The sequence below is a fragment of the Flavobacterium turcicum genome, from assembly GCF_011365745.1.
Lineage (GTDB): Bacteria > Bacteroidota > Bacteroidia > Flavobacteriales > Flavobacteriaceae > Flavobacterium > Flavobacterium turcicum.
In genome coordinates, this window is sequence record NZ_JAAOBY010000003.1 from 252,305 (window position 1) to 278,656 (window position 26,352).

The window sequence follows — 26,352 nt, forward strand, 5'->3', positions numbered from 1 at the left end:
TTATTGTGAGGAAATTAGACTTTAGGAAGAGCGAAGTAAAATAAACAAAAATTAAAGTAAAATGTCAAAAGTAAAATTAGGAATAAACGGATTTGGAAGAATTGGAAGAATTGTTTTCAGAGAATCTTTCAATAGAGACAATGTAGAAGTTGTTGCAATCAATGACTTGTTAGATGTAGATCACTTAGCTTACTTATTAAAATATGATTCTGTTCACGGTCGTTTTGATGGTGATGTAGAGGTTAAAGAAGGAAAATTATTTGTAAACGGAAGAAATATTCGTATTACTGCCGAAAGAAATCCTGCAGATTTGAAATGGAATGAAGTAGATGTAGATGTAGTTGCAGAATGTACGGGTATTTTTACAACTATCGAAACTGCAAATGAGCACATTAAAGGTGGAGCTAAAAAAGTAATTATTTCTGCGCCATCAGCTGATGCTCCAATGTTTGTAATGGGTGTTAACCACGAATCTGCAAAAGCAACTGATTTAATCGTGTCAAACGCATCATGTACAACGAACTGTTTGGCTCCTTTGGCTAAAGTAATTCATGATAACTTCGGAATTGTTGAAGCTTTAATGACTACAGTACACGCTACAACATCAACTCAAATGACTGCTGATGGACCTTCAAGAAAAGACTGGAGAGGCGGACGTGCTGCATCAATCAATATTATTCCTTCTTCAACGGGAGCTGCAAAAGCAGTAGGGAAAGTTATTCCTGAACTGAACGGAAAATTAACTGGTATGGCGTTTCGTGTACCGACAGCTGACGTTTCAACTGTAGACTTAACCGTAAAAGTAGCTAAAGAAACTTCATACGAAGAGATTATGGCAGTATTGAAAAATGCTTCTGAAACCACTATGAAAGGCATTTTAGGATATACGGAAGACGCTGTTGTATCTCAAGATTTTATTTCTGACAAAAGAACTTCTATCATTGATGCTACTGCTGGTATCGGATTGAATTCTACTTTCTTCAAACTAGTTTCTTGGTATGATAATGAGTACGGTTATTCAAGTAAATTGATTGATTTATCAGTACACATTGCTGGTTTAAAATAATAATTTATATATTTACAAATCCCGTTATGTACATGTATAGCGGGATTTTATTTTTAACGCTTTGCGGATTTTAACCTTAATGTTTTAATTGATCAAAGTGTGGCCAAACCAAAATAAACCAATAGAAAATGAGATTAATAGTTGATAGTGGTTCTACAAAAGCCGATTGGATTGCGATTGATGATAATGGTAAAATATTATTTACTACCCAAACACTAGGTCTAAATCCAGAAGTTCTGGAGGAAGATGAAATTATTGAGCGGTTAAATGACCGTTTTGATATTTTACACAATAAGAAAAATGCAACACATTTGTTTTTTTACGGTGCCGGATGTGGAACCGAAAAAATGAAAGTGACGCTTTCGCAGGTTTTTCAAAAGTATTTTGTTAACGCTATTATAGATGTTCGTGAGGATACCTATGCTGCTGTATACGCTACAACTCCTGTTGGCGAAAAAGCTATAGTTTCTATTTTGGGAACAGGATCTAATTGTAGTTATTTTGATGGCAAAGAGTTGTTCCAAAAAGTACAATCATTAGGCTACATTGCTATGGATGATTGCAGCGGAAACGTATTTGGGAAAGAATTGATCAGAAAGTATTATTTCAACAAAATGCCAAAAGAATTGGCTGAGGCGTTCGAGAAAGAATACGATTTAGACCCAGATGCAATTAAAAGCAAATTGTACAAAGAGCCTAATCCTAATGCTTATTTAGCAACTTTTGCTAAATTTTTAATTCAACATAAAGATTCTGAGTTTTGTAGAAAAATCATTTTTAAAGGAATGAAATCTTTTGTAAAGAACTACATCAAGCAATACGAGAACCACAAAGAAGTTCCAGTTCATTTTGTTGGATCAATTGCTTTTTACTTAAAAGAGGAATTACAAGAAACTTTTGATAAATACGAATTACAATTAGGGAACGTATTGCGCAGACCTATCGATGGTTTGATTGCTTATCATAACCTGAACAAATAGGCCCTTTCAAAATAATTCGCATAAAAAAACACTATTTTCTCATTTGAGAAAATAGTGTTTTTTTATTTTAGCATCGCTAGTGTTTTACAAAACAGCAATCATCGAAATTTCAACATTCACATTTTTTGGTAAGCAAGCCACTTGCACAGTTTCTCTAGCTGGAGCGGTTTCTTCGTTAAAGTAAGCGCCATAAACGCTATTGATTGCTCCAAAATCATTCATATCCATAATGAAGATGGTTGATTTGACCACGTGATCAAAAGTCATTCCTGCAGCAGCTAAAACTGCTTTCATATTTTGCATTACTTGCTCTGCTTCTTCTTGAATGTTAGCAGTTACTAATTCGCCAGTTTCAGGGTGTAATGCAATTTGTCCTGATGTATATAAGGTGTTTCCAGATAATACAGCTTGACTATATGGTCCTATAGGAGCCGGTGCAGCAGTTGTAAATATTACTTTTTTCATAAAAATAGTTTTGTTTTTGAATATAGAATTAAAGTTAAGAAATTTAAAAGAAGAGTTCTTAACGATTTATTACACTTCTTTTATCCCATTTAATATCACTAAGGATTCCTGATTTAATACCAATAAAAAATCCCCAGTTGGCATTTTCTCCAAACGGAGACCAATTAAAATCCATTCTCCAACTTAGCAAATCTCTTTCAAAACGAAGTTGTGTAAATGTGACACCTTTTTGAACAAAATCGTATCCTGTTGATATTCCTGCTTTCCATTTTGGGGTCAAATCTGCATTAGCAGAAATCATAATGGAATTGCCAATAATTTGATTTTCTCGATTGTTATTTCCGTAAGTAAGGGAGTAAGCAAAAGTCATATCCCAAGGTAACTTTGCATTAAAAAACTCTGCAATTTTGTCTTCGCCTTCGTCTTCTTCTTCATCATCAAATTGACTTTTTCGGCTGTCTCCCAAGTCCGTATTGGTACCAAACAAGTCATCTTCTCGACCACCATTTCGTTGACTTAATGAATTCTTGTCTTTCTTCTTCTTATCTTTTCCTTGGCTTGATAAAGAATAATTAATGGTCATATTTGAGCTGGTCATTCTAAACAAACTACCGCCATTGTTAATGTTAAAGACATTAATTCTGTTTCCAGAATTATCAATTGCGTATGGATCGAGTGTAGCTCCAAAATTGACGTTCATCTTGTTGTCAAATAAATTCGTTCCGCCACTTACACGAATAGGAGCAAAGGCAAGTGAGGTCACTCCATCAGCATCTAAATTATATGATGTTGAAAGGTTTAAATTATTCAATAACATGATTTTTTTAGGTTCTACCTTGGTGCTGTCTTTATCAGTTACTTTAGCCTCAAATGTATTGCTCAAATCAAATCCAAGTGTGTTTGCATTATTCAGTCCAGGAGCTCCGTAAAGACCGTTTTCAAAACGAGTGTATTGCTGGCGCATTGTTCCTGATGCATCGGTAGCATAAGTGTCGTAGTATTTTTCAAAGCTTGGAGTATACCCGTATGATACAGAAGGACGCATGACGTGACGTATCGATTTAATTTTTTTATTTTCTCCAAAATTAAAAGTCCCGTAAATTGTAGTACCAATGCTAGTTGAAAAATTATATGTTCTAAATGCATCGAATTCGTTAACCGTTTTGTCAACTACTTGACTTTGGTCAACATCAAAACTTCTTTCAATTGTTTTAGTAGTCCAAATTTCTTCATAATTTATGGAGCTAGTAGCACTAAAATATTTGAACAATTTAAAGTTGGTGCTTAACGGAATACTGTGTTGAAAACCAACTCTGGCATCGCGGAACATTTGCGGCTTAAAGAATAGCGAGTCGTTAGTCACAATACTATTACGACCGTTTAAGTTGTATTGTAAATTTATGTTTTTAATAAATCCCTTACGAGGTCCATCTTTACTTGAAAAAGGGTAAATACGATCAACACTCACTTGCAAAGTAGGCAGCGTCATGTTGATCTCTTGCGTTTGTGTGTTTTGCGAATGCGTAGCTGTTAATGACATGCGCAATTGCGGAACCGTATTGAATGTTTTTGAGTAAGATACCGAAGAACTTAAGGTATTATTTAAGTTAGAACCAATATTTACTTGATTAATAGATTGTTGAAAATAGCGACTACTTCCTAAGTTTACAGATGCTGAAAAGGTAGAATTTGGATTAGCTTTACTGTCTTTAGCGTGTGACCACTGAATGTTATAGATGTTCTGTTTTGAATAATCAGGATAACCTCTTTCGCTGGTGATTAGGTTTTCAAAACGAACATTGATGTTTCCTCTGTAGCTGTATCTTTTTGCGTAAGCCGATTCGAAACGCATACCGTAACTACCATTCGTGTAATAATCACCCAGAACGGTCAAATCGTAATTATCGCTCAAGGCAAAATAATAGCCTAAGTTTTGTAATGAGAATCCTCTCGTATTAGAGTCGTTATAGCTTGGTAAAATCAAACCCGAAACGCTGTTTTCTTTACTCATCGGAAAAAAAGCGAATGGCAATGCAATAGGAGTGGGTACATTGGCAATAACCATATTTGTTAAGCCTGTGACTACTTTTTTGCCAGGAATAAATTTTACTTTATTGGTTTGAAAGTAATATTCAGGATTATCAACATCTTTTGATGTAGTAAAACGTGCTCCTTTTAAAAAGTATACTGAATCATTTTCTTTTTTGGTTACGGCAGCCTTAATTTTAAACTCTCCTTGATCTGATCTTGAATTCCAAATCAATGCTTTTTTTGTTTTAAAATTGAATCGAATCGAGTCGGGTTCCACGACATTGGCACCTTGTTTAAAATTCGGATATTGCGTGTAAGCTCCCGTCGAATCTTTTAATCTACCGGCATAGACTTCGTTTTTTTCGTAGTCCATGATAATTTTTCCCGACTTTAGTTCAACGTCTTCATAATACAATTCGGCTTGATCGTATAAAGTGATTTGTTTTTTCTTTTGATCTATTTTAACGTAGTGCTCCGCTTTATAGCGTACTTTTCCATCTAAAAAAGCTTTCTTAGGTTTTAAACTATCTTTTTTTATACTGTCGGTAGCTACTACGACCACTGGTTTTGGAGTAATAACGGGTACAGAAGGATTAGTTGCAGTACTTTTTTTAGTAGGAGCTTGTATAGCGGCTTTCTTTTTGACGATATCTTGCGAATATAATTTACCAGAACCCAGAGAAAGGAATAATGATAATAAAACGATATTAAATAAGTTTGTATGCAACGGTATAAATGCTATTTTTGTAAAATTATGGCCTGTTTTTTGACACGTCAAACTTACATATTATTTTTTGTCAAAAATAGTCAATTAAATAATTTTATAACTGTAGTCTTTTAATAAAATTAACGAATAGCTTTATGCACATTTCTAGTAAAATCAAATTCTTTTTACCAATATGTCTTGCCTTATTTTCCGTGGTAGGATATGGTCAAACTAATGCTTTTAAAGTCACGCTTGATGCGGGACATGGAGCACATGATTTTGGTGCTGTTTACGAAGGTCGAATTGAAAAAAATATAGCCTTAGCAGTGGTTCTCAAGGTTGGTAAAATTCTAGAAGCTACGCCACAAATGCAGGTCAATTATACTCGTAAGACAGATGTTTTTATTGATTTGATTGAAAGAGCAAATATTGCCAATCGCGTTAATGCTCATATTTTTGTATCTATTCATTGTAACGCAAATAGAAACACTGTTGCTGATGGTACTGAAACTTATGTAATGGGTTTGAGTAAAGTAGCTTCCAATTTAGATGCTGCAAAGAAGGAAAACTCGGTAGTAACTTTAGAGAAAGATTACAAAGAAAAATACGAAGGTTTTGATCCAAATTCTCCAGAAACGATGATTGGTATGACCTTAATGCAAGAAGAATATTTAGAAAATAGTATTGCATTGGCCAGTAAAGTCGAAGAAGCTTTTGGTGATTTAGGAAAAAAAATTCGTGGAGAGGGAGTAAAGCAAGCTCCGTTCATGGTTTTGCACAAAGCATACATGCCAAGAGTCCTTATTGAAATGGGATTCATATCAAATACTGTTGAAGGTAATCGACTAAACTCTGAAGAAGGTCAAGATGAAATTGCAAAAGCAATTGCTGGCGCTATTGTAAGTTATAAGAAAGAGTATTTTGGAGAGGGCGAAGTTGAAGCACCTGCTGAGACTCCTTCTGAAAAAATGATTGAAAATAGTAAAAATGAAATGCAATCAGGGACTCCGGTTAACAACGATGCCGCATCTGCATTGCAAACTGTGGCTCCTGTTGCTGCAGCGGTTGTTGTTCCCAAAGTCGTTGCGCCAGTTGTTACACCAGCTTTAGCAGTGACAACTACCAATCCAGGCGTAGTTTTTAAAGTACAACTGATTGCAAGCTCCAAAAAAATTGACTTGTTGGCACAAAACTTCAATGGATTGTCTGATGTATCCGTATTATACGAGGATCGAGTGTACAAATACTTATATGGTAATGCAAATAACTTTGAGGCTGCAAAAAAAGACTTGAAGCAAGCCAAAGAGAAAGGCTATAATTCTTCTTTTTTAATTGCATTTAAACAAGGAAAAAAGATAAACATTCAAGAAGCAATTCAATAATATTGCAACACAATTTCTATTCCCACCCTTATTTTGAAAATTACATTACACCCTTGTCGTATCTTTTTAGTTCTTTTAGCTCTCATTGTTACTGTGCCGATTCTGGCCCAATCAAAAAATAAGTTCGTCATAATTTTAGATGCCGGCCACGGTGGAAAAGACCCTGGGAACTCTTACCACGGTTTTGTAGAGAAAGAAATCGCGCTCAAAACTTCCTTAAAATTGGAGCAATTTTTAAAAAAACACAAAGACATTCAAATTGTCTACACTAGAGAAAGTGATGTTTTTATTCCTCTTAAAGATCGTCCTCGCAAAGCCAATTCCCTTCGTGCCAATTTGTTTGTTTCCGTGCATTGCAATTCTGTAACTAATCCTGAGCCATACGGGACAGAAACTTTCGTGATGGGACTATCTAGAAGTAAAGGAAATTTAGAAATTGCTAAACAAGAGAATTCGGTAATATTACTCGAAAAAGATTATAAGAGTGCCTATAAAGGTTTTGATCCAAAAAATCCGCTAGGAATGGTAGGTTTGCAAATGCTTCAAGAAGATTATATGAACAGAAGTATTGCATTGGCATCAAAAATACAGAATAATTTTGTGAAGCAATTAAATCGAAAGTCAAGAGGTATTAAGCAAACTCCTCTATGGGTTTTAGATGCGGTATTTATGCCAAGTGTTTTAATTGAGTTGGGTTTTTTGAGTAATAAAAGCGAGGGTTTGTATCTGAATTCAGATGCGGGTCAAAGCCAAATGGCTGAAGCAATTGCAACTGCTATTGTGGATTACAAAAGAGAATATTTTGACGATAGAATTACGTCTGTAACAAATGATGATAGCAAAAACGCTGATAAAGAAGTTACGAAAAATGAAAGCAATGGTAAAGGAACAAGCTCTAGTAAAAGCACAAGTGAAAATGATAAAGTTTCGTTTTTAGTGCAATTTGCTGCTGGAACCAGAGAATTAAAATTAGTTCCATCAAACTTTAAAGGCTTAAAAGACGTATCTGTATTAGCAACTAGTGGTAAATTGTTTAATTACAGATACGGTAATACAACAAGTTACGAAATTGCTAAGCAAAACTTAAAGGTCGTACAAGATAAAGGTTACACGTCGGCATACATAATTGCAGTGAAAAACGGACAAACGATTAGTCTTAAAGAAGCATTGAAATAATTATTACAAGTCGATTTTTTTATATTAAATTTGTACAAAATACAGAAATTTTGAAAATAACTAGAGAAATAAAAGCAGCAGTTCTCGTAATTGCATCGATATTATTGTTTATTTGGGGATATAGTTTTTTAAAGGGCAAAGACCTTTTTGGTAACTATAAAACCTTTTATGTTGAATATAAAAGTGTTGAAGGTTTAGCAAAATCTGCTCCTGTGACACTTAACGGGTTGGTAATTGGAAAGGTTAATGAAATAGCAATTGATGAAAATACAGGCGCTTTGCTGGTAGAATTGCAATTACAAACAGATTTTCCTATTTCGAAATCAAGTGCTGCCATGATTTATGAGCCGGGTTTTATTGGTGGAAAACAAATTGCAATTGTACCTAATTTTAATGACAAGACGTTAGCCGAAGACGGACAACGATTGTTAGCAACTACTAAAATGGGACTAGCAGACAAAGTAGGCGATCAATTAGCTCCTTTACAAGAAAAATTAGAAAAATTGCTTGGCAGTAGTGATAAGCTTATTTCGGGTCTTAACAACGTTTTGGATCAAAAAGGACAGCAAGATTTAAAGCTAACCCTATCGGAAATGAGTCAAACCGTAGCGGAGTTTCACAAGCTTTCTGTTAGTGTGAATGAGTTGCTAAACACCAATAAATCACAGTTAAACGGTGTGGTATCAAACTTTGGTAAAATTTCTAGTAATTTCTCTAAAATTTCGGATTCCTTGGTAAAAGCTGATTTAGGTAAATCGGTTAAAAATTTAAATGCTACTTTGGGTCGTGTTGATGGTATCATGAAAAAGCTTGAAGAAGGTAAAGGCTCTATGGGCAAATTGTTGCAAGACGAAGCTTTTTACAATAACATTAAAGCATCTACAAAAGAATTAGAGTTGTTGCTACAAGACGTACGCTTGTATCCTACACGATATGTAAATATTTCTTTGTTTGGTAAAAAAAACAAGCCTTATACAGGTCCGCAAAATGATTCTATCCCTCAAGACAAAATAAATAAATAATATGAGTTATCTAGACAACATTTTATTTGCCGTTTTATTGGCAGTTGGTTTTGGTTATTTTTTTAATAACGTAAAAAAATTAAGGAGAAACATCAATCTGGGTACAAACGTCGATCGTATCGACAATCCAAAAGCAAGATGGACTAATATGGCCATGATTGCTCTTGGGCAATCAAAAATGGTAAAGCGTCCTATTGCAGGAATCTTGCATATCATTGTTTATGTAGGTTTTGTAATTATCAATATTGAGTTACTCGAAATTATTATCGACGGACTTTTTGGAACGCACAGAGTATTTGCGTTTATTGGAGTTACTTATGATGTTTTAATAGCATCTTTTGAAATTTTAGCAGGTTTGGTGCTTTTTGCAGTTTTTGCATTTTGGACAAGAAGAAACGTGATTAAGTTGAAACGTTTTGTTAGCAGCGATCTTAAAGGTTGGCCAAAAAACGATGCTAATTACATCTTGTATTTTGAGGTGGTATTGATGACATTATTTTTGCTAATGAATGCAACCGATTTACATTTACAAAATGTACCGGGTGGCTACTCTCATTTTATCCAAGCAGGTTCATTCCCAATAAGTCAGTTTATTGCGCCACTATTTGATGGTGTTTCTAATGAGTTAGTGATGTTACTTTCGGAATTATTCTGGTGGTTGCACATTGTGGGTATTTTGATTTTTATGAACTACTTGTATTACTCTAAGCATTTACACATTTTGCTAGCGTTTCCTAATACCTATTTTGCTAATTTGAATCCGCAAGGCGAGTTTGATAACTTAGCTTCGGTGACTAAAGAGGTGAAGTTAATGATGGATCCAAATGCTGATCCTTTTGCAGCAGCACCAGTTGATGAGAATGCGGTTCCGAGTAAATTTGGAGCTAGTGATGTTCAAGATTTGAATTGGGTGCAACTTTTAAATGCCTACACCTGTACTGAATGTGGACGTTGCACATCATCGTGCCCTGCGAATATTACTGGAAAGAAATTGTCTCCACGTAAAATTATGATGGCTACCAGAGATAGACTAGAAGAAGTAGGTCGTAATATTGATGCAAACAAAGGTATTTTTATTCCAGATAACAAAACATTATTAAACGATTACATCACCCCTGAGGAATTGTGGGCATGTACTTCATGTAATGCGTGTGTCGAAGAATGTCCAGTAAACATAAGTCCTTTATCTATTATTTTAGATATGCGTCGTTACTTGGTTATGGAACAAAGTGCTGCACCAATGCCTCTAAACGCTATGATGACTAACATTGAAAACAATGGTGCGCCATGGCAGTACAATCAACAAGACCGTTTGAACTGGAAAAACGAGTAGTTTTTTTGGCGAAAGCAAAAATGAATTGAGTTCAAATTATACTATAACCCTATCAATATATAGAGTATGTCAGAAAATTTAATAGTGCCTACAATGGCCGAAATGTTGGCCCAAGGAAAACAACCAGAGGTTTTGTTTTGGGTAGGTTGTGCAGGAAGTTTTGATGATAGAGCTAAAAAAATAACTAAAGCTTTTGTACGTATTTTAAACCGTGCTAAAGTGGAATTTGCGGTGCTTGGTACGGAAGAAAGTTGTACTGGCGATCCAGCAAAAAGAGCCGGTAATGAGTTTTTGTTTCAAATGCAAGCCATGATGAACATCGAGGTTTTAAATGCCTATGAAGCAAAAAAAATTGTAACAGCTTGCCCGCATTGTTTCAATACCCTTAAAAATGAGTATCCTGAATTAGGTGGTCAATATGAAGTAATTCATCATACTGAATTTTTAAAATCATTGCTTGACGATGGAAGGTTGACTATTGAAGGTGGTCAATTTAAAGGAAAACGTATTACTTTTCATGATCCTTGTTATTTAGGTCGTGCCAATAATGTGTACGAAGCACCAAGAGAGTTAATTTCTAAATTGGATGCTGCGTTGGTCGAAATGAAACGCTCCAAAGCAAACGGATTGTGTTGTGGTGCAGGTGGAGCGCAAATGTTCAAAGATGCCGAAAACGGAAATAAAGAGGTAAATATCGAGCGTACTGAAGATGCACTTGAGACACAACCAGAAATTATTGCTGCAGGTTGTCCGTTTTGTAACACGATGATGACTGACGGAATTAAGAATAAAGAAAAAGAAGGTGAGGTAAAAGTCATGGATATTGCGGAGCTTATTGCTAATGCTCAAGATCTGTAATATGAATTAAAAATCGGTTACAGCGAAGTAGAACTTTTAGATGTGAAAACAAATGAATTTCGCTATTTTAAAATTATAAACAATATAGAAAAACAGTAAATCATTCTGTATCTATCATAAAACAATAACTATGTACGTTCCTTTTGAAAATTTAACTGAAGAATCTCGCATTTGGATTTACCAATCTAATAGAAAGTTTTCAGACGCGGAATTTGCTGAAATTGAAACCGCAGTTCAATCTTTCTTAAATGAATGGGCTGCACATGGTACAAGTCTTGAAGCATCGTACCAACTAAAGTATAATAGATTTATCATTCTTGCAGTAAATCAAGACGTTCAAATGGCTACAGGCTGTTCTATAGACGCCTCAGTTGAATTCATTCAAAGTCTTGAAAAAAAATATTCGGTTGATTTGTTAGACAAAATGAACGTAACTTTTAAACTTGGCGAGCACATTGCTCACAAACCATTGCTTGATTTTAAAAAAATGGTTAAAGATAAAGCCGTTACCGAGAATACTATTGTGTTTAATAATTTGGTTAATAACGTACAAGAATTCAATGAATCTTGGGAGGTAGCTGCTGCCGATAGCTGGCACAGTCGTTTCTTTTAACTTTAATTATTACAACAATTTTTAATCTCAATTTGATTTTAACAAAATTAAATTAGAAGCTATATGCAGCAGCGTTCTATTATATAAAATAGAAGTTGCTGTTTTTTTTATTTTTGATTATTCCATTTTTTGAACTATAACTGGCTAGTTTTTTAAGTTATCAAATTGTAATTTTTCCTTTTTTTAAGAGCTATTTAGTACTTTAAATTAAGCTTTCCATTTCAAATTTTAGTACATTCGTAGCATTAAATTACATACATGAAAATTGCAATTGTTTGTTATCCTACTTTTGGAGGTAGCGGTGTTGTCGCAACAGAGCTTGGTTTAGAATTGGCACGTCGTGGCCATGAAATTCATTTTATTACATATAGGCAACCGGTTCGATTGGCTCTTTTAAGTCCAAATGTGCATTACCACGAAGTAAATGTTCCTGAATATCCTTTGTTTCATTACCAACCTTATGAATTAGCGCTTTCGAGCAAATTGGTAGATATGGTAAAATTGTACAACATAGAATTATTGCATGTACATTATGCCATTCCGCATGCCTACGCAGGATACATGGCCAAGCAAATGTTAAAAGATGAAGGGATTAATATTCCTATGGTTACCACTTTGCACGGTACCGATATTACTTTGGTAGGAAATCACCCTTTTTACAAGCCAGCTGTTACTTTTAGCATCAATAAATCAGATGTGGTTACTTCTGTTTCTCAAAGTTTAAAAGAGGATACTTTGAAACTTTTTAATATAAAAAATGAGATTGAAGTTATCCCGAACTTTATTGAGCTTGAAAAAACAGTTAAAGAAGGAGGTTTGCCTTGCCAACGTTCAGTAATGGCAAATCCAAATGAACGCATCATAACACACATTAGTAATTTTAGAAAAGTAAAACGAATTCCTGATGTAGTTCAGGTTTTTTATAATATTCAAAAAGAAATTCCTGCCAAATTGATGATGGTAGGTGATGGACCTGAAAAAGAAAAAGCCGAGCAATTGTGCCAAGAATTAGGTATAATGGATAAAGTAATCTTTTTTGGAAACAGTAATGAAATTGATAAAATTTTGTGTTTTACTGATTTGTTTTTGTTGCCTTCGCAAACCGAAAGTTTTGGTTTAGCTGCACTTGAGGCAATGGCCTGCAGTGTGCCTGTGATTTCAAGTAACTCGGGAGGATTACCAGAAGTGAATTTTGAGGGTATTTCTGGATTCTTAAGTGATGTTGGAAATACTGAAGAAATGGCTCAAAATGCCTTGAAAATTCTTAAAGATGATGCTACTTTGGCAAGTTTTAAGGCCAATGCATTTCAAGTGGCACAGCAGTTTGATATTAAGAATATTTTACCTTTGTACGAAGCGCTTTACGAAAAAGCCATTCAAAAATACAAGTAATACAAAACCAAGATTCATGAAAAGATTAGTAGGCTCATTTATCGCAGTAGTTCTTTTTTCTTGTGGTACTACAAATACAAAAAATCAAAGTTCTAATTCGCTTTACGAAGTTTTAACTCAACAAAGTAACGGTGGTGCTGCCATTCGTTTTTTTGAAATTTTAACTGCTCCCAATGAAATTACGATGTTACAAAACGATGAGCTGTTAAAAAACAAAGTTACTGCTGCTGATGTACAACGTGCAAATTTTGTAATTTTAAACCTTGGTGAAAAATCTAGTGGTGGTTATTCTATTGGAGTTGAAAACGTGGTTGAAACAGATACAAATATTATTGTAACTGTAAAAGAGCAAGCTCCAGAACCAGGAAGTATGGTGATACAATCAATTTCAAATCCGTTTTGTGTTTTGAAAATTAATTCAAAAAAACCAATTCTTTTTAAATAACAAAAAGGCCATTCTAAAGTGAGAATGGCCTTTTTTTTTGTCAATTATTGATTAAAATCTGTAGCGAATGCTCAAAGCTAAATCAGGACCAAAATTATCCGTTCTATATCCATCAGAGTTAAAATATAATTCTGGACGGATGTCAAGTGCTAATTGAATTGGAGCTTCTTCAAAATTGTACTCAATTCCTAAGTCACCTGCTGCAAATAAGAAAGTACCGCTATCATCAATTCTGTTGTTACTCCAAGATCCAAGTCCACCACCAACACCAGCGTACCAATTGAATCCACCGTCAATATTCCATACCCATTGGTAAAGTCCAGCAACTTTAAAAGCATCAAAATTATCATTGTTTCTAAACCCCAAATCTAATTCTAATCTATTATTGTCTCCTAAGCCTCTTTGGTATGAGATTTCTCCACCAAAACCATCATTATCACCCAAACGTAGACCTAAAGCATTTTTAGATATGTCTTGTGCTTGAGCAGTAAATGCTAACCCCATTAGCATAATCGCTGATAAAATAATCTTTTTCATAAATTGTTTCTTTTTTGTTTTTACAAAGATAGATCATAAGTTGGCGGATGCTTTATATCATTTTTGATATTTCTTATATAATCTAATGTAGTCGTTTTAAAATCTCAAATCTTCACTTTACAACTATTTTTTATTAATTTTCAGTTTTTGTAGGATACAGGTTGTAATAGAATTCGGGACTTCTTATTACTCTTTTTGATTTTGTAAAGTCCCTTTTCATTAATTTTTACAACAATAAATGTCCTCTTTGGTCTAAAACTTTAAACACTAAACTTTTGAACTTTAAAGTAAAATGGTACTTTTGTTAAAAACTAACTACAATGGCAGGGAATAGCTACGGAACCTTATTTAAATTAACAACTTTTGGAGAATCTCATGGTGAAGCGTTAGGAGGTATTATCGATGGATGCCCCCCAGGAATCACCATTGATCTTGAAGCAATTCAAGCTGAAATGGCGCGCAGAAAACCAGGACAATCAGCAATTGTCACTCAGCGAAAAGAACCAGATGATGTACAGTTTTTATCTGGTCTTTTTGAAGGTAAAACTACAGGTACGCCAATTGGTTTTATTATTCCCAATACCAATCAAAAATCAGATGATTATTCACATATAAAGGATAATTACCGCCCGAGTCATGCGGATTATGTTTATGATCAAAAATATGGTTTTCGTGATTATCGCGGTGGCGGCAGAAGTTCAGCTCGTGAAACGGCTAGTAGAGTAGTTGCAGGAGCTATTGCAAAACAAATGCTTCCCGAAATTAAAATCCACGCTTATGTTTCTGCAGTTGGACCAATAACTTTAGATATTCCATATCAAGAATTAGATTTTAATTCGATTGAAAATAATCCAGTTCGCTGTCCAGATGCTGCGACTGCTGCCGATATGGAAGCTTACATAAAAGACATACGCAAGCAAGGTGATACTGTAGGAGGTGTAGTAACTTGTGTTGTTAAAAACGTTCCAGTAGGTTTAGGAGAGCCAGTTTTTGATAAACTACATGCTGAATTAGGTAAAGCAATGTTATCAATCAATGCCGTAAAAGGTTTTGAATATGGGAGTGGTTTTGAAGGTGCTAAAATGAAAGGCAGTGAGCACAACGACTTGTATCACGCTGATGGTACTACCAAAACCAATCGTTCAGGAGGAATTCAAGGCGGGATTAGTAACGGAATGGATATTTACTTCAATGTAGCTTTCAAACCTGTAGCAACGATCATGCAAAAACAAGAATCTTTAGATAACAAAGGAGAAATCACAGAGATGACCGGTAAAGGTCGTCATGACCCTTGTGTGGTACCTCGTGCAGTTCCAATTGTTGAAGCAATGGCGGCAATAGTTATTGCTGATTTTTATTTGATAAATAAAATATATTAAACCTATTTTTACAGTTAATTTAAGCATTGTTACATTTATTAATATTTAAATAGTCGAGCTTAAAACATTGTTATTTTTATAAATTTTAAAACTTTTTAATGGATAATACAACCACAAAAAAAGCATCTTTTTTTTCAGGATTAACAGGACAAATTTTGGTAGCCATGATACTTGGAGCCATTTTAGGAATTGTTATTCATAATAATATTGATGCAGAATCTGCTCAAGCTTTTAGTACAAAAATTAAAATTTTAGCTACTGTTTTTATTCGCTTGGTGCAAATGATTATCTCGCCATTAGTTTTCACAACGCTAGTTGTTGGAATTGCTAAATTAGGCGATATCAAAGCGGTTGGTCGCATTGGTGGTAAAGCTATGGGATGGTTTTTTACGGCCTCATTCATATCTTTATTGCTAGGAATGTTTTTTGTAAACATTCTTGAGCCTGGTGTTGGTTTAAATTTATCAAATGTTGAATTAGGCTCTGTTGCAGAGGTTACAGCAAAAACACAAAACATTTCATTTGAAAATTTTATTGAGCATATTGTTCCTAAAAGTATTTTCGAAGCAATGGCAACCAATGAGATTTTACAAATTGTAATCTTTTCTATTTTTTTTGGTTTAGCTGCAGCTTCTCTGGGTGATTACGTAAAGCCAGTAATTAACGCGCTTGATAAAACCTCGCACATAGTTTTAAAAATGGTTAATTATGTGATGAAATTTGCTCCAATTGGTGTATTTGGTGCTATCGCAGGTGTGTTTGCAGTACGTGATTTTCAGGAATTAGCAATTACTTATTTTAAGTTTTTTGGATCGTTTCTTGTCGGAATTTCTTCTTTATGGGTTGTTTTAATTGCTGTTGGTTTTATCTTTCTAAAAAGCAGAATGTCCGTTTTGCTTAAACGAATTGTGAGCCCTTTAATTATCGCTTTTGGTACAACAAGTAGCGAAGCTGTTTTTCCTAAATTGACTGAAGAATTAGAACGTTTTGGGGTTAAGGATAGAATTGTATCATTTATGTTGCCATTAGGCTACTCATTCAACCTTGATGGAAGTATGATGTATATGACTTTTGCAAGTATTTTTATTGCGCAAGCCTACGGAATAGATTTAGATTTAGGTACACAAATGACCATGTTGTTAGTGCTAATGCTTACCAGTAAAGGTATTGCAGGAGTTCCAAGAGCTAGTTTGGTTGTGGTAGCTGCAACTTGCGGTATGTTTGATATTCCAATTGAAGGAATAGCTTTGATTTTGCCAATTGACCATTTTTGTGATATGTTTCGAAGTGCTACTAATGTTTTAGGGAATGCACTTGCAACTTCTGTGGTAGGTAAATGGGAAGCTGATGGAGAGGTAGAAGAAGTATTAGAAGCTTAAAAAAAATAAAATATTTTTTCAAGTTCAGTTTACAGCAATAAAAAAGCTCCGATTTTAATCGGAGCTTTTTTTATATTGAATAAAAATTAATTACGCTTTTCTCTCCATCAATGCCATGTAGAATCCGTCAAATCCTGAATCAGAAGCTAAAATTTTATGTTCTTTTACAAAGGTAAATTGCTTTCCAATTTCGGTAGTTAAAAAACGTTTTACTTGCTCTTGATTTTCTGATGGTAATATAGAGCAAGTGGCATAAACAAGTTTCCCACCTGGTTTTACAATTTTTGAATAGCTTTCCAAAACTTCCGATTGTACTTTGCGAATGTTATCAATAAATTCGGGTTTAAGTTTCCATTTTGCATCCGGGTTTCTTTTTAAAACGCCTAAACCACTGCAAGGTGCATCAATTAATACGCGATCTGCTCTCTCGTGAAGTTTTTTAATCACTTTTGTCGAATCGATAATGCGGTATTCAATATTGAACGCTCCGTCTCTTTTCGCTCTAATTTTCAATTGCTTTAATTTACTTTCGTACAAGTCCATTGCAATTAATTGCCCTTTGTTTTCCATCAAGGAGGCAATGTGTAATGTTTTTCCGCCGGCACCAGCACAAGTATCAACAACACGCATTCCTGGCTTCACATCTAAAAAGGCGGCAACAAGTTGCGAATTGGCATCTTGAACCTCAAATAAACCTTGCTTGAAAGCATCTGTTAAAAACACATTTGCTCTCTCTTTTAAAACTAAAGCATCAGGTTGTGCCTTTAAGGTTTCAGTTTCAATGTTCAAGTCCATCAAAATAGCACGTAATGCTTCACGAGTAGTTTTTAGTGTGTTTACACGTAAAATAACACGAGCAGGTTGGTTTTGTGCTGCAATTTCAGTAGCCCAAACTTTTTCACCAAGTTCTTTTACGCCCAATTCGTCCATCCAATCTGGAATAGATTCTTTAATTGCACGAACTTTTGATAATTCATCAAAACGACCTTTAATTTTTCTTTCTGGTGTTCCTTCTAATTGACGCCAATCAGGAATAGGATAACCTCTTAAAACTGCCCATACAGAGAACATTCTCCATAAGTTGTCTCTGTCAAAAGGCTCTTTAACCTCTGCGATTTCAGAGTATAATCGTTTCCAACGAACGATTTCGTATATTGTTTCGGCGACAAACTTTCTGTCTGAACTGCCCCATCTTTTGTCTTTTTTAAGGGATCGGGCTACTACTTTATCAGCATATTCGCCTTCGTTAAAAATAGCATTTAAGGCGTCTATTGTAGTGTAAACTAAATTTCTGTGTAATCTCATTTTAAATAATTGAGGTGCAAAGGTACTATTTATTGACTTTAATGTATTGTTTTTAAATACCGATTATTGTATTTTAATTTTTATCCAAAAAAAAACACCGTATAAATACAATGTTTTTTAATAGATAAGTGAGAAAAAATTATTTCACTCGCGTTAATCCTATGTTTTCAGGTGCATGTAACACCATTGGAAATTTTTCTATTTTAACAGAACTACTATCTAATCCAAAGGCTCTTTCTTCTGATAGACTAAGTTTTTTTATAAAGAAGTAAGAGTTCATTACTATTTTTTCGTGCCATCTTAAATCGCTGTCATTAGACAGGAATTTTTCAGATAATACAAATTTGAAATCCCCTATAATGTTGTTTTTATTCAATGATTCATAACGACTTGTAATATCTACTTCACCTTTTTTAACCATGTCGCGAATCACTTCTCTAAACATCAAATTAATTTTCGTAGGTTCTCTAAAACCTAAATTAAAGTCGACGCGGTACAAATCATCTTTTACAATTTCGGTAACTTTATATTCTGTTTTGTAAGGTTCCGTTAAAATGTTCACATGAACAAACCAATAGATATCGGCTCTCTTAGGTCTTTTTTGTAAGATAGAGTACATTACTTTTTCTTCAATTTCATCAACTCTTCCGGCGTTAGTCATATAAACCAAATGGGTAGCGTATTTTGGAATAGAAAGGTCAGCGCTTAGCTCAACAAGTACTTTTTTGTAATCTTCAATCTTAACGATTTTTGTGTAGCTCTTATTGATTTTTTTAGCCACATACCAAATAGTCATTACAGAAATGAGTGCAATTGCAATGAATAATGTTACGTAACCACCTTCGGCAAATTTTGTGATGTTTGCTGCTAAGAAACTAAATTCAATCATCAAGTAAACAGTAATTAGCGGTACGATAAAGTACAAGGGCACACGTTTCATTATCAAGTAATAATTTAGCAAAATTGTAGTCATGATCATACACAAAATAATTGCCAAACCATAGGCATGTTCCATGTTGCTAGATTCTTCAAAATGCAAAACGATGCCAACGCAACCAATAAATAGCAACCAATTAATCGATGGTATATATAATTGTCCTTTTAATTCTGTTGGATATTTGATTTTTACTTTAGGCCAGAAATTTAGCCTCATAGCTTCATTTATCAATGTAAATGAGCCACTTATTAATGCTTGAGATGCAATTACAGCAGCAAGTGTAGCTACTACAATTCCTATGGGTTGAAACCAATCTGGCATAATGAGGTAAAACGGATTTCCATTTTTTCCACCAATACTTTGAAGAGTTGCACCTTCATGTTGCATTAGATATGCTCCTTGTCCGAAATAGTTTAGGACTAAAGCAATTTTTACGAAAATCCAACTGATACGGATGTTTTTTCGTCCACAATGTCCCATATCAGAATATAATGCTTCGGCACCAGTTGTACATAAAAATACGAATCCAAGAACAAAAAATCCTTCAGGATGAATGCTCAGTAAATGGTAAGCATAGTATGGGTTTATTGCGTTTAAAACACTAGTGTTTAGCATTATTTGAGATACTCCTAAGGTAGCAAGCATTGCAAACCATACGAACATCATTGGTGCAAAAAACTTCCCAACAAGTTTTGTTCCGAATTGCTGAATTGCAAATAGTACAAACAAAATACTGATCACGATTGGAATCGTGTTTATTTCCGGATAATACGTTCTGATTCCTTCAACTGCTGAAGACACCGAGATTGGTGGTGTAATGATTCCGTCAGCGAGTAAGGCGCTACCTCCGATAATTGCGGGAACAATTAACCATTTGATTTTAGTTTTTTTGACCAAAGCATAAAGAGCAAATATTCCGCCTTCTCCATGATTGTCTGCACTTAAAGTGATAATTACATATTTGATCGTAGTTTGTAAAGTTAACGTCCAAAATACGCAAGAGATACCTCCTAAAACAATATCTGCGTTGATGAGATGTGTGCCTAATATGGCTTTCATTACATACAAAGGGGATGTGCCAATATCTCCGTAAATGATTCCTAATGAAATTAATAATCCACCTAATGTCCATTTACTATGGAGGTCTTTGTGTGAAGTGCTCATGAAAAATATTTATAAAAGTGCTCAAATTTACACTTTTTAAATAAATTAAGAACTCTTTAAGAAAAAAAACACGGCTGGAAGGCCGTGTTTTTAACAATTTGGTAGTTTTACTAAGATCTTCTGTTCTCGCCTCTCCCTGAATTACTTCTTTGGTTTTCTGTTCGTTGCGGTACGTTAGCTCTGCCATTTTCGCGCGGTGCAGGAGTTGCATTTGTGCTTCTGCTAGAAGAACTGTTTTCTACTCTGTTTTGTGAAAATGTTCTATTTTGACCTCTTTCTCCTATTGAATTACGTTCATCGCGATTAGGACTGGAACTGCGATTTTCGATTCTTCCTGATCTAGGGATGCCTGCGCGGCTATCAACTGATGAACTTCCATTTTCTTGTCCTCTCGATGGGAAACTACGATTACTTGTCATGTTCCTTGTTTCGTAGGAGTTTCGGGTACCTCTATTTGGTACATCAACTCTTGAGGTACGACCAACCTCATCTGTAGTTCTGTTTGATCGATTAGAGTACGAGCCATTTGCTGTTGACCTATCGTTTGAAGATCCTCTAGGTGTAGCAATTCGGTCTATTCCTTGTGTGTTGCGACTTGCATTCGTATTGTATCGATTCTCTGTACTTGTTCGTCGGTTTGCATAGGATACATTACCTCGTGAAGACCTTTGTCTATCTAATTCATAGCGGTTGGTAACCGTTGCGTTTCGGTGCGAAAAAGAATAATGTGGGTGTTGTCTTTCATAACCATTAGATCGTCTCGAATTATATAAAACTATTGCTTGGTTGCTGCGTCTATAATTGACATAGTTGTAGTTATTGTTGAAATTTAAGCTGATATTGATGTTATTTCTATATCTAAAAACTGGAAATGGATTCCATGCTCTGTAGTAACTTGGGTAATAACCCCAGTTCCAAGTTGAACAGTAAGGTCTATAAGATGGTCTCCAAAAAGAGGCATATAAAACGGGTGTACTGTAATATACCGGCTCATAAATGTAATTGGCTCCATACAAATAAGTATCTCCAACCACTTGTACATGTACCTTATTGTATTGATCTTTTTCAACATCAATTGTGGCAACGTCTTGGTATACATCGCGATCTAAAACTGCTTGTACAATAATAAGATGTGTTCTGTTTTCTACAGTTTCGATTACGCGCAGGTAATCAACTTCTTGGTCATCGTTCAAGTCAAGATTTGAAATTTGTGCATCAGGATCGTTAAGGCGTCGTTCAAAATCTTGTAAGTCGCGCGCTTCTCCAAAAATAGAAGCTACCGCTCGTAGATCTAGATTATCACTGATTTCCGAACTTGTTGCTTGCACAGAAGATCGATTTTGCGCTTGCAATTGAATACTGAAAACAGGAATCAGTAGGGCAAGTAAAAGTACTTTCGTTTTCATTTTGTATCATTTTAGGTTTTTCTTTTTTTGAAGAACCAATTACTGTGCCAATATATTTTATTAGGTTTGCTGCTCTCTTTTAAAATTGTATTTTAGCCTTAAAATAAAAATCTATGATGATAAATAAACTATTGATTTTGTTGCTTTTGACAAGTTGTTTAGCTTGTAATATAAGTAAAAATACTGTATTGAAAAATACTTTTAGTTCGGTAAAAATTGATACTCTTTTTAAAGATAAAATTAGTATTCGTGCTATTGAAATTGATGGTGATGTAGTCTGGTACGCTGCAGATAAAGGTCGTTTTGGCTCATTTGATCTCAATAAAAATGAGCGTAAAGAGCAATTAATTGCTAACGGTAAAGCTCCACTAGAATTTAGAAGTATCGCTCAAAATAAAAAGTCTGTGTTTATTGTAAATGTGGGTAATCCTGCATTTTTATATAAAATTCCAAAAAAATCACTTGTACCTAAACTAGTTTATCAAGAAAGTAATGAAAAAGTTTTTTTCGACAGCATGCGTTTTTGGGATGCCAACGAGGGTATTGCAATGGGGGATCCTGTAGCTGATTGTTTAAATATTATTATAACCAGAGACGGAGGTGCTACTTGGTCTAAAATTCCAGCCTCTGTTTTACCCACTATCAAACAAGGCGAGGCAGCTTTTGCTGCAAGCAATACAAATATAATTGTTAAAGGGAATGATACTTAGATTGTTTCAGGTGGAACACAATCGAGAGTGTTTTATTCTGGTGATCGCGGACGAAGTTGGACTGTTTACAAAACACCAATTGTACAAGGACGTGCTATGACTGGAATTTTTACTGCTGATTTTTACAACAGTAAAATCGGGTTTATCTCGGGTGGAGACTATGAAAATAGAAATCAAAATTTTGGTAATAAAGCAATAACACTAGACGGAGGGAAAACTTGGAATTTGGTTGCCGAGAATCAAGGGTTTGGCTATGCTTCTTGTGTACAATTTGTGCCGGGAGGTGCTGGTAAAGAATTGGTTTCAGTAGGTTTTTCTGGTTTGTATTATTCCAGTGACTCAGGCCAAAGTTGGAAATTACTTTTTTCAGATCCAACTTTAAATACTATTCGATTCATAAGTAGAACGACCGCTATTGCCGCTGGTCAACAAAAAATGATTCGAATTCAGTTCCAGTAAAAAAAAACACACCCTAGTTTTAAAATTAGGGTGTGTTTTTTGAATTAATAATGAAAATTTTACTTTCGAGATCCGTTGTTGCGGTATTGCTGTAATAGCTTTCGGTTAAAATCTTCCTCGGCCTTTTTTAATTTTACAATTTTTATAGCAGGTAAAATGGTTCGAACATTTTGCATGAATTTTTTACGAACTAAAAAAAGTTCTTCTTCTGTATCATCAATTTGTGCCAAAAAAATGTTAGCTTCTTTCTCAGTAATTTTATCCAAAGATCCGTCATTCATTCTTCGAACATAACTTTTCATCTTTTGATGTCTTAGTTCAAATTGTTTATCGTCGTAAGCATTGTAAACTGGCCAAAAGCGGGCTGCTTCACTACTTGAAAAATTAAGTTCAGTAGTAAAAAATGCAACTTTTAAAGCTTTTATTTGCTCTCTTTTTTCTTTCATGCTTTCGCCTTGCCCGTAAAACTGGAGCGAAATCATTAAAAAGAGTAGTGGGAATAATTGTTTTAATTTCATTGTAATTAATTTTAATTGTAACAAATTTGGAGGTGGTGTGCTTTACTCCAAGATTAAATTTTCTAGATTGGCATTTGTAGAAAAGTGTTCTTCAATACTTTCGTCCTCTAAAACTATCGATGTGTTGATTTTTTCTAAATCCTCAGCGTCTAAATTATTCAGTAAATCATATTGGTTTACAGAAGATTGGTACGTAATATAGTTTTCTAAAGCAACAGGATCTATTTTTGCAGCCATTGGATCCGAAGTATAAAAAACAGGAATCATTAACGCCATCACTAAAACTGCTGCAATCATCATTAAAACTTTTTTTCTTTTTGAGAATAATGAAATTACTTTAGTTTCTTCGGGTGGTAATTGAGCCAATAATTTACTTGAAAAAGTATCAAAATAAGCATCTGGTACTTTAAATCCAGCATCAATTTTCGGTTCGTTATCTAGTTTAAATGTCTTCATAATGAGTTTAGACCGTTTAATTTATAAAAGGTTTAATTGTTGGCCACAAAAGCCTCTATTTTTTTTACAGCTAAATGGTAGGAAGCTTTTAAACCTCCAACCGATGTTCCGAGTATTTCAGATATTTCTTCGTATTTCAGTTCTTCAAAATATTTCATTTTAAAAACTAATTGTTGTTTTTCGGGCAACTGCGCGATTGCTTTTTGTAGCTTTAATTGCATCTCGTTACCATCAAAAAAAACATCTGCTTCGAGATTTTCAATAGTTTTGTTTTGTAATGCCTCAGATGTTATGTGATTTGCTTTTGCCTTTTGTTTCAAAAAAGTTAATGCCTCGTTTGTAGCTATACGATACATCCATGAAAAAAGTTTGCTTTCGCCTTTAAAGTTTTTTAGATGCTGAAATATTTTTATGAAACAATTTTGCAATACATCATCAGCATCATCATGATTTAAAACTATCAATCTGATGTGATTGTATAAAGGTCTTTGATACTCCGAAAGCAGACGCTGAAACGCAATATTTTGCGTTTTAGGGTTAAGCAATTGGTTTATAAATTCCTGTTCTTCTTGCAAAATGGTTTCTTTAATTTTAAAGTGCTTCCTAATTAAAAGTTATCTAGAATTCAGATAAGTCTTGTTCTTTTACAGCTTTTGGTTGAACTGATTTTGGAGTTGTTGTTGCTGAAGTTTCCTGTTCAATTGGATTGGTAGTCGGAATTTCAACAACTTTAGGCATCATTGGAATGTAAATTTCAGTTTCCCATTTGGATGGGTTTTTAATTTCAAATCGACTTTTATTCAATACTTCAAGCTTTAAAAATTGGTTTCCTACAGCGATTTTGTTAGTGTTGATGTAATTTTTAGATTTTAAATAAGCCTTATTTAAGTGTACATAATCACCCAGTAAAGTAGTTTTTACTGCATCAAAAGTTTCTAATTTATCAACTAAAATATCACTTCCCATGCTTGTAGCGATCTGATATTTGATGGGAACGCAAAAAGAAATTTTTGCCACATCTCTTGAGCTGTCGTAGGCATGAAATATTAAAAATGGCTTTCCGTTTAATTCAATATTGTTTTGCTTACAAAACGTATTTAGTTTGTAAATAATGATACGAGCGTTTTTATAAATCTGAGCAGTTTTTGTAGATATAGTATGCTTTAGATAAAAAGTTCCTGCTTTTTTCACTATTCCGTTTGAGGTTGCGGCAAACGTTTTTAACTCGTAGTTCAAGGTTTTGTTTAAGTTTGCCAAGCTTTTTTCGTATAAACTTCCTATCAGTTTTTCGGCACCGCCATTAAAAGTGGCATAAATTTTCATCGAGAAGCTCATTTTTCCTTGAGATTTCCACGTAACTTTAGTTCCTCCTAAAGTGTCTTTAAATTTTATCGTTACATCAGTTTCAGTACCATCATAGTCCATTTTTTGTGCAATACTATCATTTTCCTTTGTAGTTACATTGCGTATGCTTCCGGCTTTACTGCTGTTGCTCCAACTGTACGACGCACCAGGTCCGGCACTTGTAGGTGAGTATGAAAATGTTGTTTCGGGTTGATCAATAGTCCAAGAGGTAAAATCTTCCCAGTTTTTTAAATCGTTGATATAATTAAAAACAGTATTTCTTGGAGTTGGAATTACCTGACTTCTTTCGACAACAAAATTTCCCTTTTGTGTAGCTACAAAAACTGTTGCTGCAACAAAACTGAGTAGCAATAAAAGAAACAAGTATTTTAAAATTCTCATAGTAATACGGGTTTAATTGGCTTAAGTTCAAATAATATTTTAATTGCTTTTTGGTTGAGATTTTTATGAATTGGTAAACAATTATTGTCAATGTTTTGTGTTTTCTTTAAACAAAATACTTAACTGCACGTTCTGTAGTATGCAATACTCCACAAAAATGCCCACAATATAGTAGACATTTTTTGTATATGTTTAATTATCTTTTAAAAAATACTTTAATTATAAACAAAATGGCAATAAATGCAAGAAAACCAATGAGTATTTTATAGTTTCCTTTATAAAACTGCTTGTGAATATTGATGTCTTTGCGATAGGAGTAGACCGCTGCAATAATAAATGATATAAAAAATAAGACCGCAAATACGAGTTGACCTTTACTGAACATAGTTAATTTTATTTTTGGTAAATTTAGGTAATAGTTTAGAAATAGTTACTAATTTGCTCTTGCAATTAACAAATTTTAAGGATGAAAAAACAAATTGATGCAGTAAAAGAATTTCATACTGCTTATAGACTTGGTTACAGTGATACGCCTGTTGCGGTTCTGGCAAACAAAAAACAAGAACTTCGGTTTGAGCTTATGAAGGAAGAAAACGAAGAGTATCTTCAGGCGGCAAAAAATGGTGACTTAGTTGAGATTGCTGATGCTTTAGGTGATATGCTTTACATTTTATGTGGAACCATTATTGAGCATGGTTTACAGGATAAAATAGAAGCTGTTTTTGATGAAATCCAGCGAAGTAACATGAGTAAACTTGATGAAAATGGACAGCCAATTTATCGTGAAGATGGTAAAGTTTTAAAGGGCCCAAACTATTTTAAGCCTGATTTTTCATTGATTTTTGGTAATAAATAGAGAATATCTTAGATGGGTTTTATAAAAAAAG

General features: G+C 34.2%; 25 protein-coding genes. 15 read left to right on the forward strand and 10 right to left on the reverse strand.

Features of this window, described 5'->3' with window-relative positions; all coding sequences use genetic code 11:
- Positions 1–61 precede the first annotated feature (61 nt).
- Positions 62–1,066, forward strand: a complete 1,005-nt coding sequence (gene gap, locus G9Q29_RS07900) for a type I glyceraldehyde-3-phosphate dehydrogenase (protein ID WP_166135330.1) — start codon at positions 62–64, stop codon at positions 1,064–1,066.
- A gap of 128 nt (positions 1,067–1,194) precedes the next feature.
- A complete protein-coding gene (locus G9Q29_RS07905) occupies positions 1,195–2,046 on the forward strand; it encodes an N-acetylglucosamine kinase (protein ID WP_166135333.1) in 852 nt (283 codons plus the stop codon).
- A gap of 84 nt (positions 2,047–2,130) precedes the next feature.
- Here the strand turns inward: G9Q29_RS07905 and G9Q29_RS07910 are convergent, their stop codons facing one another.
- On the reverse strand, positions 2,131–2,511 hold the full coding sequence (locus tag G9Q29_RS07910; protein ID WP_166135336.1) for a RidA family protein: 381 nt from the start codon (positions 2,509–2,511) through the stop codon (positions 2,131–2,133).
- Positions 2,512–2,569: 58 nt separating this feature from the next.
- Positions 2,570–5,269, reverse strand: a complete 2,700-nt coding sequence (locus G9Q29_RS07915; protein ID WP_166135339.1) for a putative LPS assembly protein LptD — start codon at positions 5,267–5,269, stop codon at positions 2,570–2,572.
- A 134-nt stretch (positions 5,270–5,403) separates the two neighbouring features.
- Here G9Q29_RS07915 and G9Q29_RS07920 point away from each other — a divergent pair, with 134 nt between their 5' ends.
- The 8 genes from G9Q29_RS07920 to G9Q29_RS07955 all read left to right on the forward strand — a co-directional run bounded on the left by G9Q29_RS07920 (position 5,404) and on the right by G9Q29_RS07955 (position 13,469).
- Positions 5,404–6,630, forward strand: a complete 1,227-nt coding sequence (locus tag G9Q29_RS07920) for an N-acetylmuramoyl-L-alanine amidase family protein (protein ID WP_166135342.1) — start codon at positions 5,404–5,406, stop codon at positions 6,628–6,630.
- 33 nt (positions 6,631–6,663) lie between these two features.
- Positions 6,664–7,806 (forward strand): N-acetylmuramoyl-L-alanine amidase family protein, encoded by a 1,143-nt coding sequence (locus tag G9Q29_RS07925; RefSeq protein ID WP_166135345.1) that lies wholly within the window; start codon positions 6,664–6,666, stop codon positions 7,804–7,806.
- A gap of 50 nt (positions 7,807–7,856) precedes the next feature.
- The gene (locus G9Q29_RS07930) at positions 7,857–8,828 is read left to right on the forward strand and encodes an MlaD family protein (protein WP_166135348.1); all 972 of its coding nucleotides are present in this window, start codon (positions 7,857–7,859) and stop codon (positions 8,826–8,828) included.
- A gap of 1 nt (position 8,829) precedes the next feature.
- Complete coding sequence (locus tag G9Q29_RS07935) at positions 8,830–10,161, forward strand: (Fe-S)-binding protein (protein ID WP_166135351.1); 1,332 nt, start codon at positions 8,830–8,832, stop codon at positions 10,159–10,161.
- A 66-nt stretch (positions 10,162–10,227) separates the two neighbouring features.
- On the forward strand, positions 10,228–11,019 hold the full coding sequence (locus G9Q29_RS07940) for a (Fe-S)-binding protein (RefSeq protein ID WP_166135353.1): 792 nt from the start codon (positions 10,228–10,230) through the stop codon (positions 11,017–11,019).
- Positions 11,020–11,149: 130 nt separating this feature from the next.
- Positions 11,150–11,632 (forward strand): ABC transporter ATPase, encoded by a 483-nt coding sequence (locus G9Q29_RS07945; RefSeq protein WP_166135356.1) that lies wholly within the window; start codon positions 11,150–11,152, stop codon positions 11,630–11,632.
- Positions 11,633–11,890: 258 nt separating this feature from the next.
- Positions 11,891–13,024 carry an N-acetyl-alpha-D-glucosaminyl L-malate synthase BshA gene (bshA, locus tag G9Q29_RS07950; protein ID WP_166135359.1) on the forward strand — a complete coding sequence of 378 codons (1,134 nt, stop codon included), beginning with the start codon at positions 11,891–11,893 and terminating at the stop codon, positions 13,022–13,024.
- 16 nt (positions 13,025–13,040) lie between these two features.
- Positions 13,041–13,469: a protease complex subunit PrcB family protein gene (locus G9Q29_RS07955; protein WP_166135362.1), complete on the forward strand. Its 429-nt coding sequence runs from the start codon at positions 13,041–13,043 to the stop codon at positions 13,467–13,469.
- A 51-nt stretch (positions 13,470–13,520) separates the two neighbouring features.
- On the opposite strand, the gene G9Q29_RS07960 is transcribed toward G9Q29_RS07955, so the two are convergent.
- Complete coding sequence (locus G9Q29_RS07960; RefSeq protein ID WP_166135365.1) at positions 13,521–14,006, reverse strand: hypothetical protein; 486 nt, start codon at positions 14,004–14,006, stop codon at positions 13,521–13,523.
- Between the two features lie 320 nt (positions 14,007–14,326).
- On the opposite strand from G9Q29_RS07960, the gene aroC reads away from it, so the two are divergent.
- Positions 14,327–15,385, forward strand: a complete 1,059-nt coding sequence (gene aroC, locus G9Q29_RS07965) for a chorismate synthase (protein ID WP_166135368.1) — start codon at positions 14,327–14,329, stop codon at positions 15,383–15,385.
- A 98-nt stretch (positions 15,386–15,483) separates the two neighbouring features.
- The gene (locus tag G9Q29_RS07970) at positions 15,484–16,764 is read left to right on the forward strand and encodes a dicarboxylate/amino acid:cation symporter (RefSeq protein ID WP_166135371.1); all 1,281 of its coding nucleotides are present in this window, start codon (positions 15,484–15,486) and stop codon (positions 16,762–16,764) included.
- A gap of 90 nt (positions 16,765–16,854) precedes the next feature.
- On the opposite strand, the gene G9Q29_RS07975 is transcribed toward G9Q29_RS07970, so the two are convergent.
- The 3 genes from G9Q29_RS07975 to G9Q29_RS07985 form a co-directional block, all read right to left on the reverse strand.
- Positions 16,855–18,069 carry an RsmB/NOP family class I SAM-dependent RNA methyltransferase gene (locus G9Q29_RS07975; RefSeq protein WP_166135374.1) on the reverse strand — a complete coding sequence of 405 codons (1,215 nt, stop codon included), beginning with the start codon at positions 18,067–18,069 and terminating at the stop codon, positions 16,855–16,857.
- 139 nt (positions 18,070–18,208) lie between these two features.
- Positions 18,209–20,170: a KUP/HAK/KT family potassium transporter gene (locus G9Q29_RS07980; RefSeq protein WP_166135377.1), complete on the reverse strand. Its 1,962-nt coding sequence runs from the start codon at positions 20,168–20,170 to the stop codon at positions 18,209–18,211.
- Between the two features lie 110 nt (positions 20,171–20,280).
- Positions 20,281–21,576 carry a hypothetical protein gene (locus tag G9Q29_RS07985; RefSeq protein WP_166135380.1) on the reverse strand — a complete coding sequence of 432 codons (1,296 nt, stop codon included), beginning with the start codon at positions 21,574–21,576 and terminating at the stop codon, positions 20,281–20,283.
- 113 nt (positions 21,577–21,689) lie between these two features.
- On the opposite strand from G9Q29_RS07985, the gene G9Q29_RS14865 reads away from it, so the two are divergent.
- Positions 21,690–22,286, forward strand: coding sequence for a beta propeller repeat protein (locus G9Q29_RS14865; protein WP_225872909.1), 597 nt, complete (start codon positions 21,690–21,692; stop codon positions 22,284–22,286).
- A 27-nt stretch (positions 22,287–22,313) separates the two neighbouring features.
- Entirely contained in the window at positions 22,314–22,745 is a 432-nt protein-coding gene (locus G9Q29_RS14870; RefSeq protein ID WP_225872910.1) for a WD40/YVTN/BNR-like repeat-containing protein, read from the forward strand.
- Between the two features lie 59 nt (positions 22,746–22,804).
- On the opposite strand, the gene G9Q29_RS07995 is transcribed toward G9Q29_RS14870, so the two are convergent.
- The 4 genes from G9Q29_RS07995 to G9Q29_RS08010 are packed head-to-tail and all read right to left on the reverse strand — an operon-like array spanning position 22,805 to position 25,465.
- Positions 22,805–23,263 carry a sensor of ECF-type sigma factor gene (locus G9Q29_RS07995; RefSeq protein ID WP_166135383.1) on the reverse strand — a complete coding sequence of 153 codons (459 nt, stop codon included), beginning with the start codon at positions 23,261–23,263 and terminating at the stop codon, positions 22,805–22,807.
- Positions 23,264–23,305: 42 nt separating this feature from the next.
- Positions 23,306–23,719 (reverse strand): hypothetical protein, encoded by a 414-nt coding sequence (locus tag G9Q29_RS08000; RefSeq protein ID WP_166135386.1) that lies wholly within the window; start codon positions 23,717–23,719, stop codon positions 23,306–23,308.
- Between the two features lie 32 nt (positions 23,720–23,751).
- A complete protein-coding gene (locus tag G9Q29_RS08005) occupies positions 23,752–24,294 on the reverse strand; it encodes an RNA polymerase sigma factor (RefSeq protein ID WP_166135389.1) in 543 nt (180 codons plus the stop codon).
- A 43-nt stretch (positions 24,295–24,337) separates the two neighbouring features.
- On the reverse strand, positions 24,338–25,465 hold the full coding sequence (locus G9Q29_RS08010; RefSeq protein WP_166135392.1) for an SRPBCC family protein: 1,128 nt from the start codon (positions 25,463–25,465) through the stop codon (positions 24,338–24,340).
- 466 nt (positions 25,466–25,931) lie between these two features.
- Between G9Q29_RS08010 and G9Q29_RS08015 the strand changes: the two genes are divergently transcribed.
- Positions 25,932–26,321, forward strand: coding sequence for a pyrophosphohydrolase domain-containing protein (locus tag G9Q29_RS08015; protein ID WP_166135395.1), 390 nt, complete (start codon positions 25,932–25,934; stop codon positions 26,319–26,321).
- Positions 26,322–26,352 lie beyond the last annotated feature (31 nt).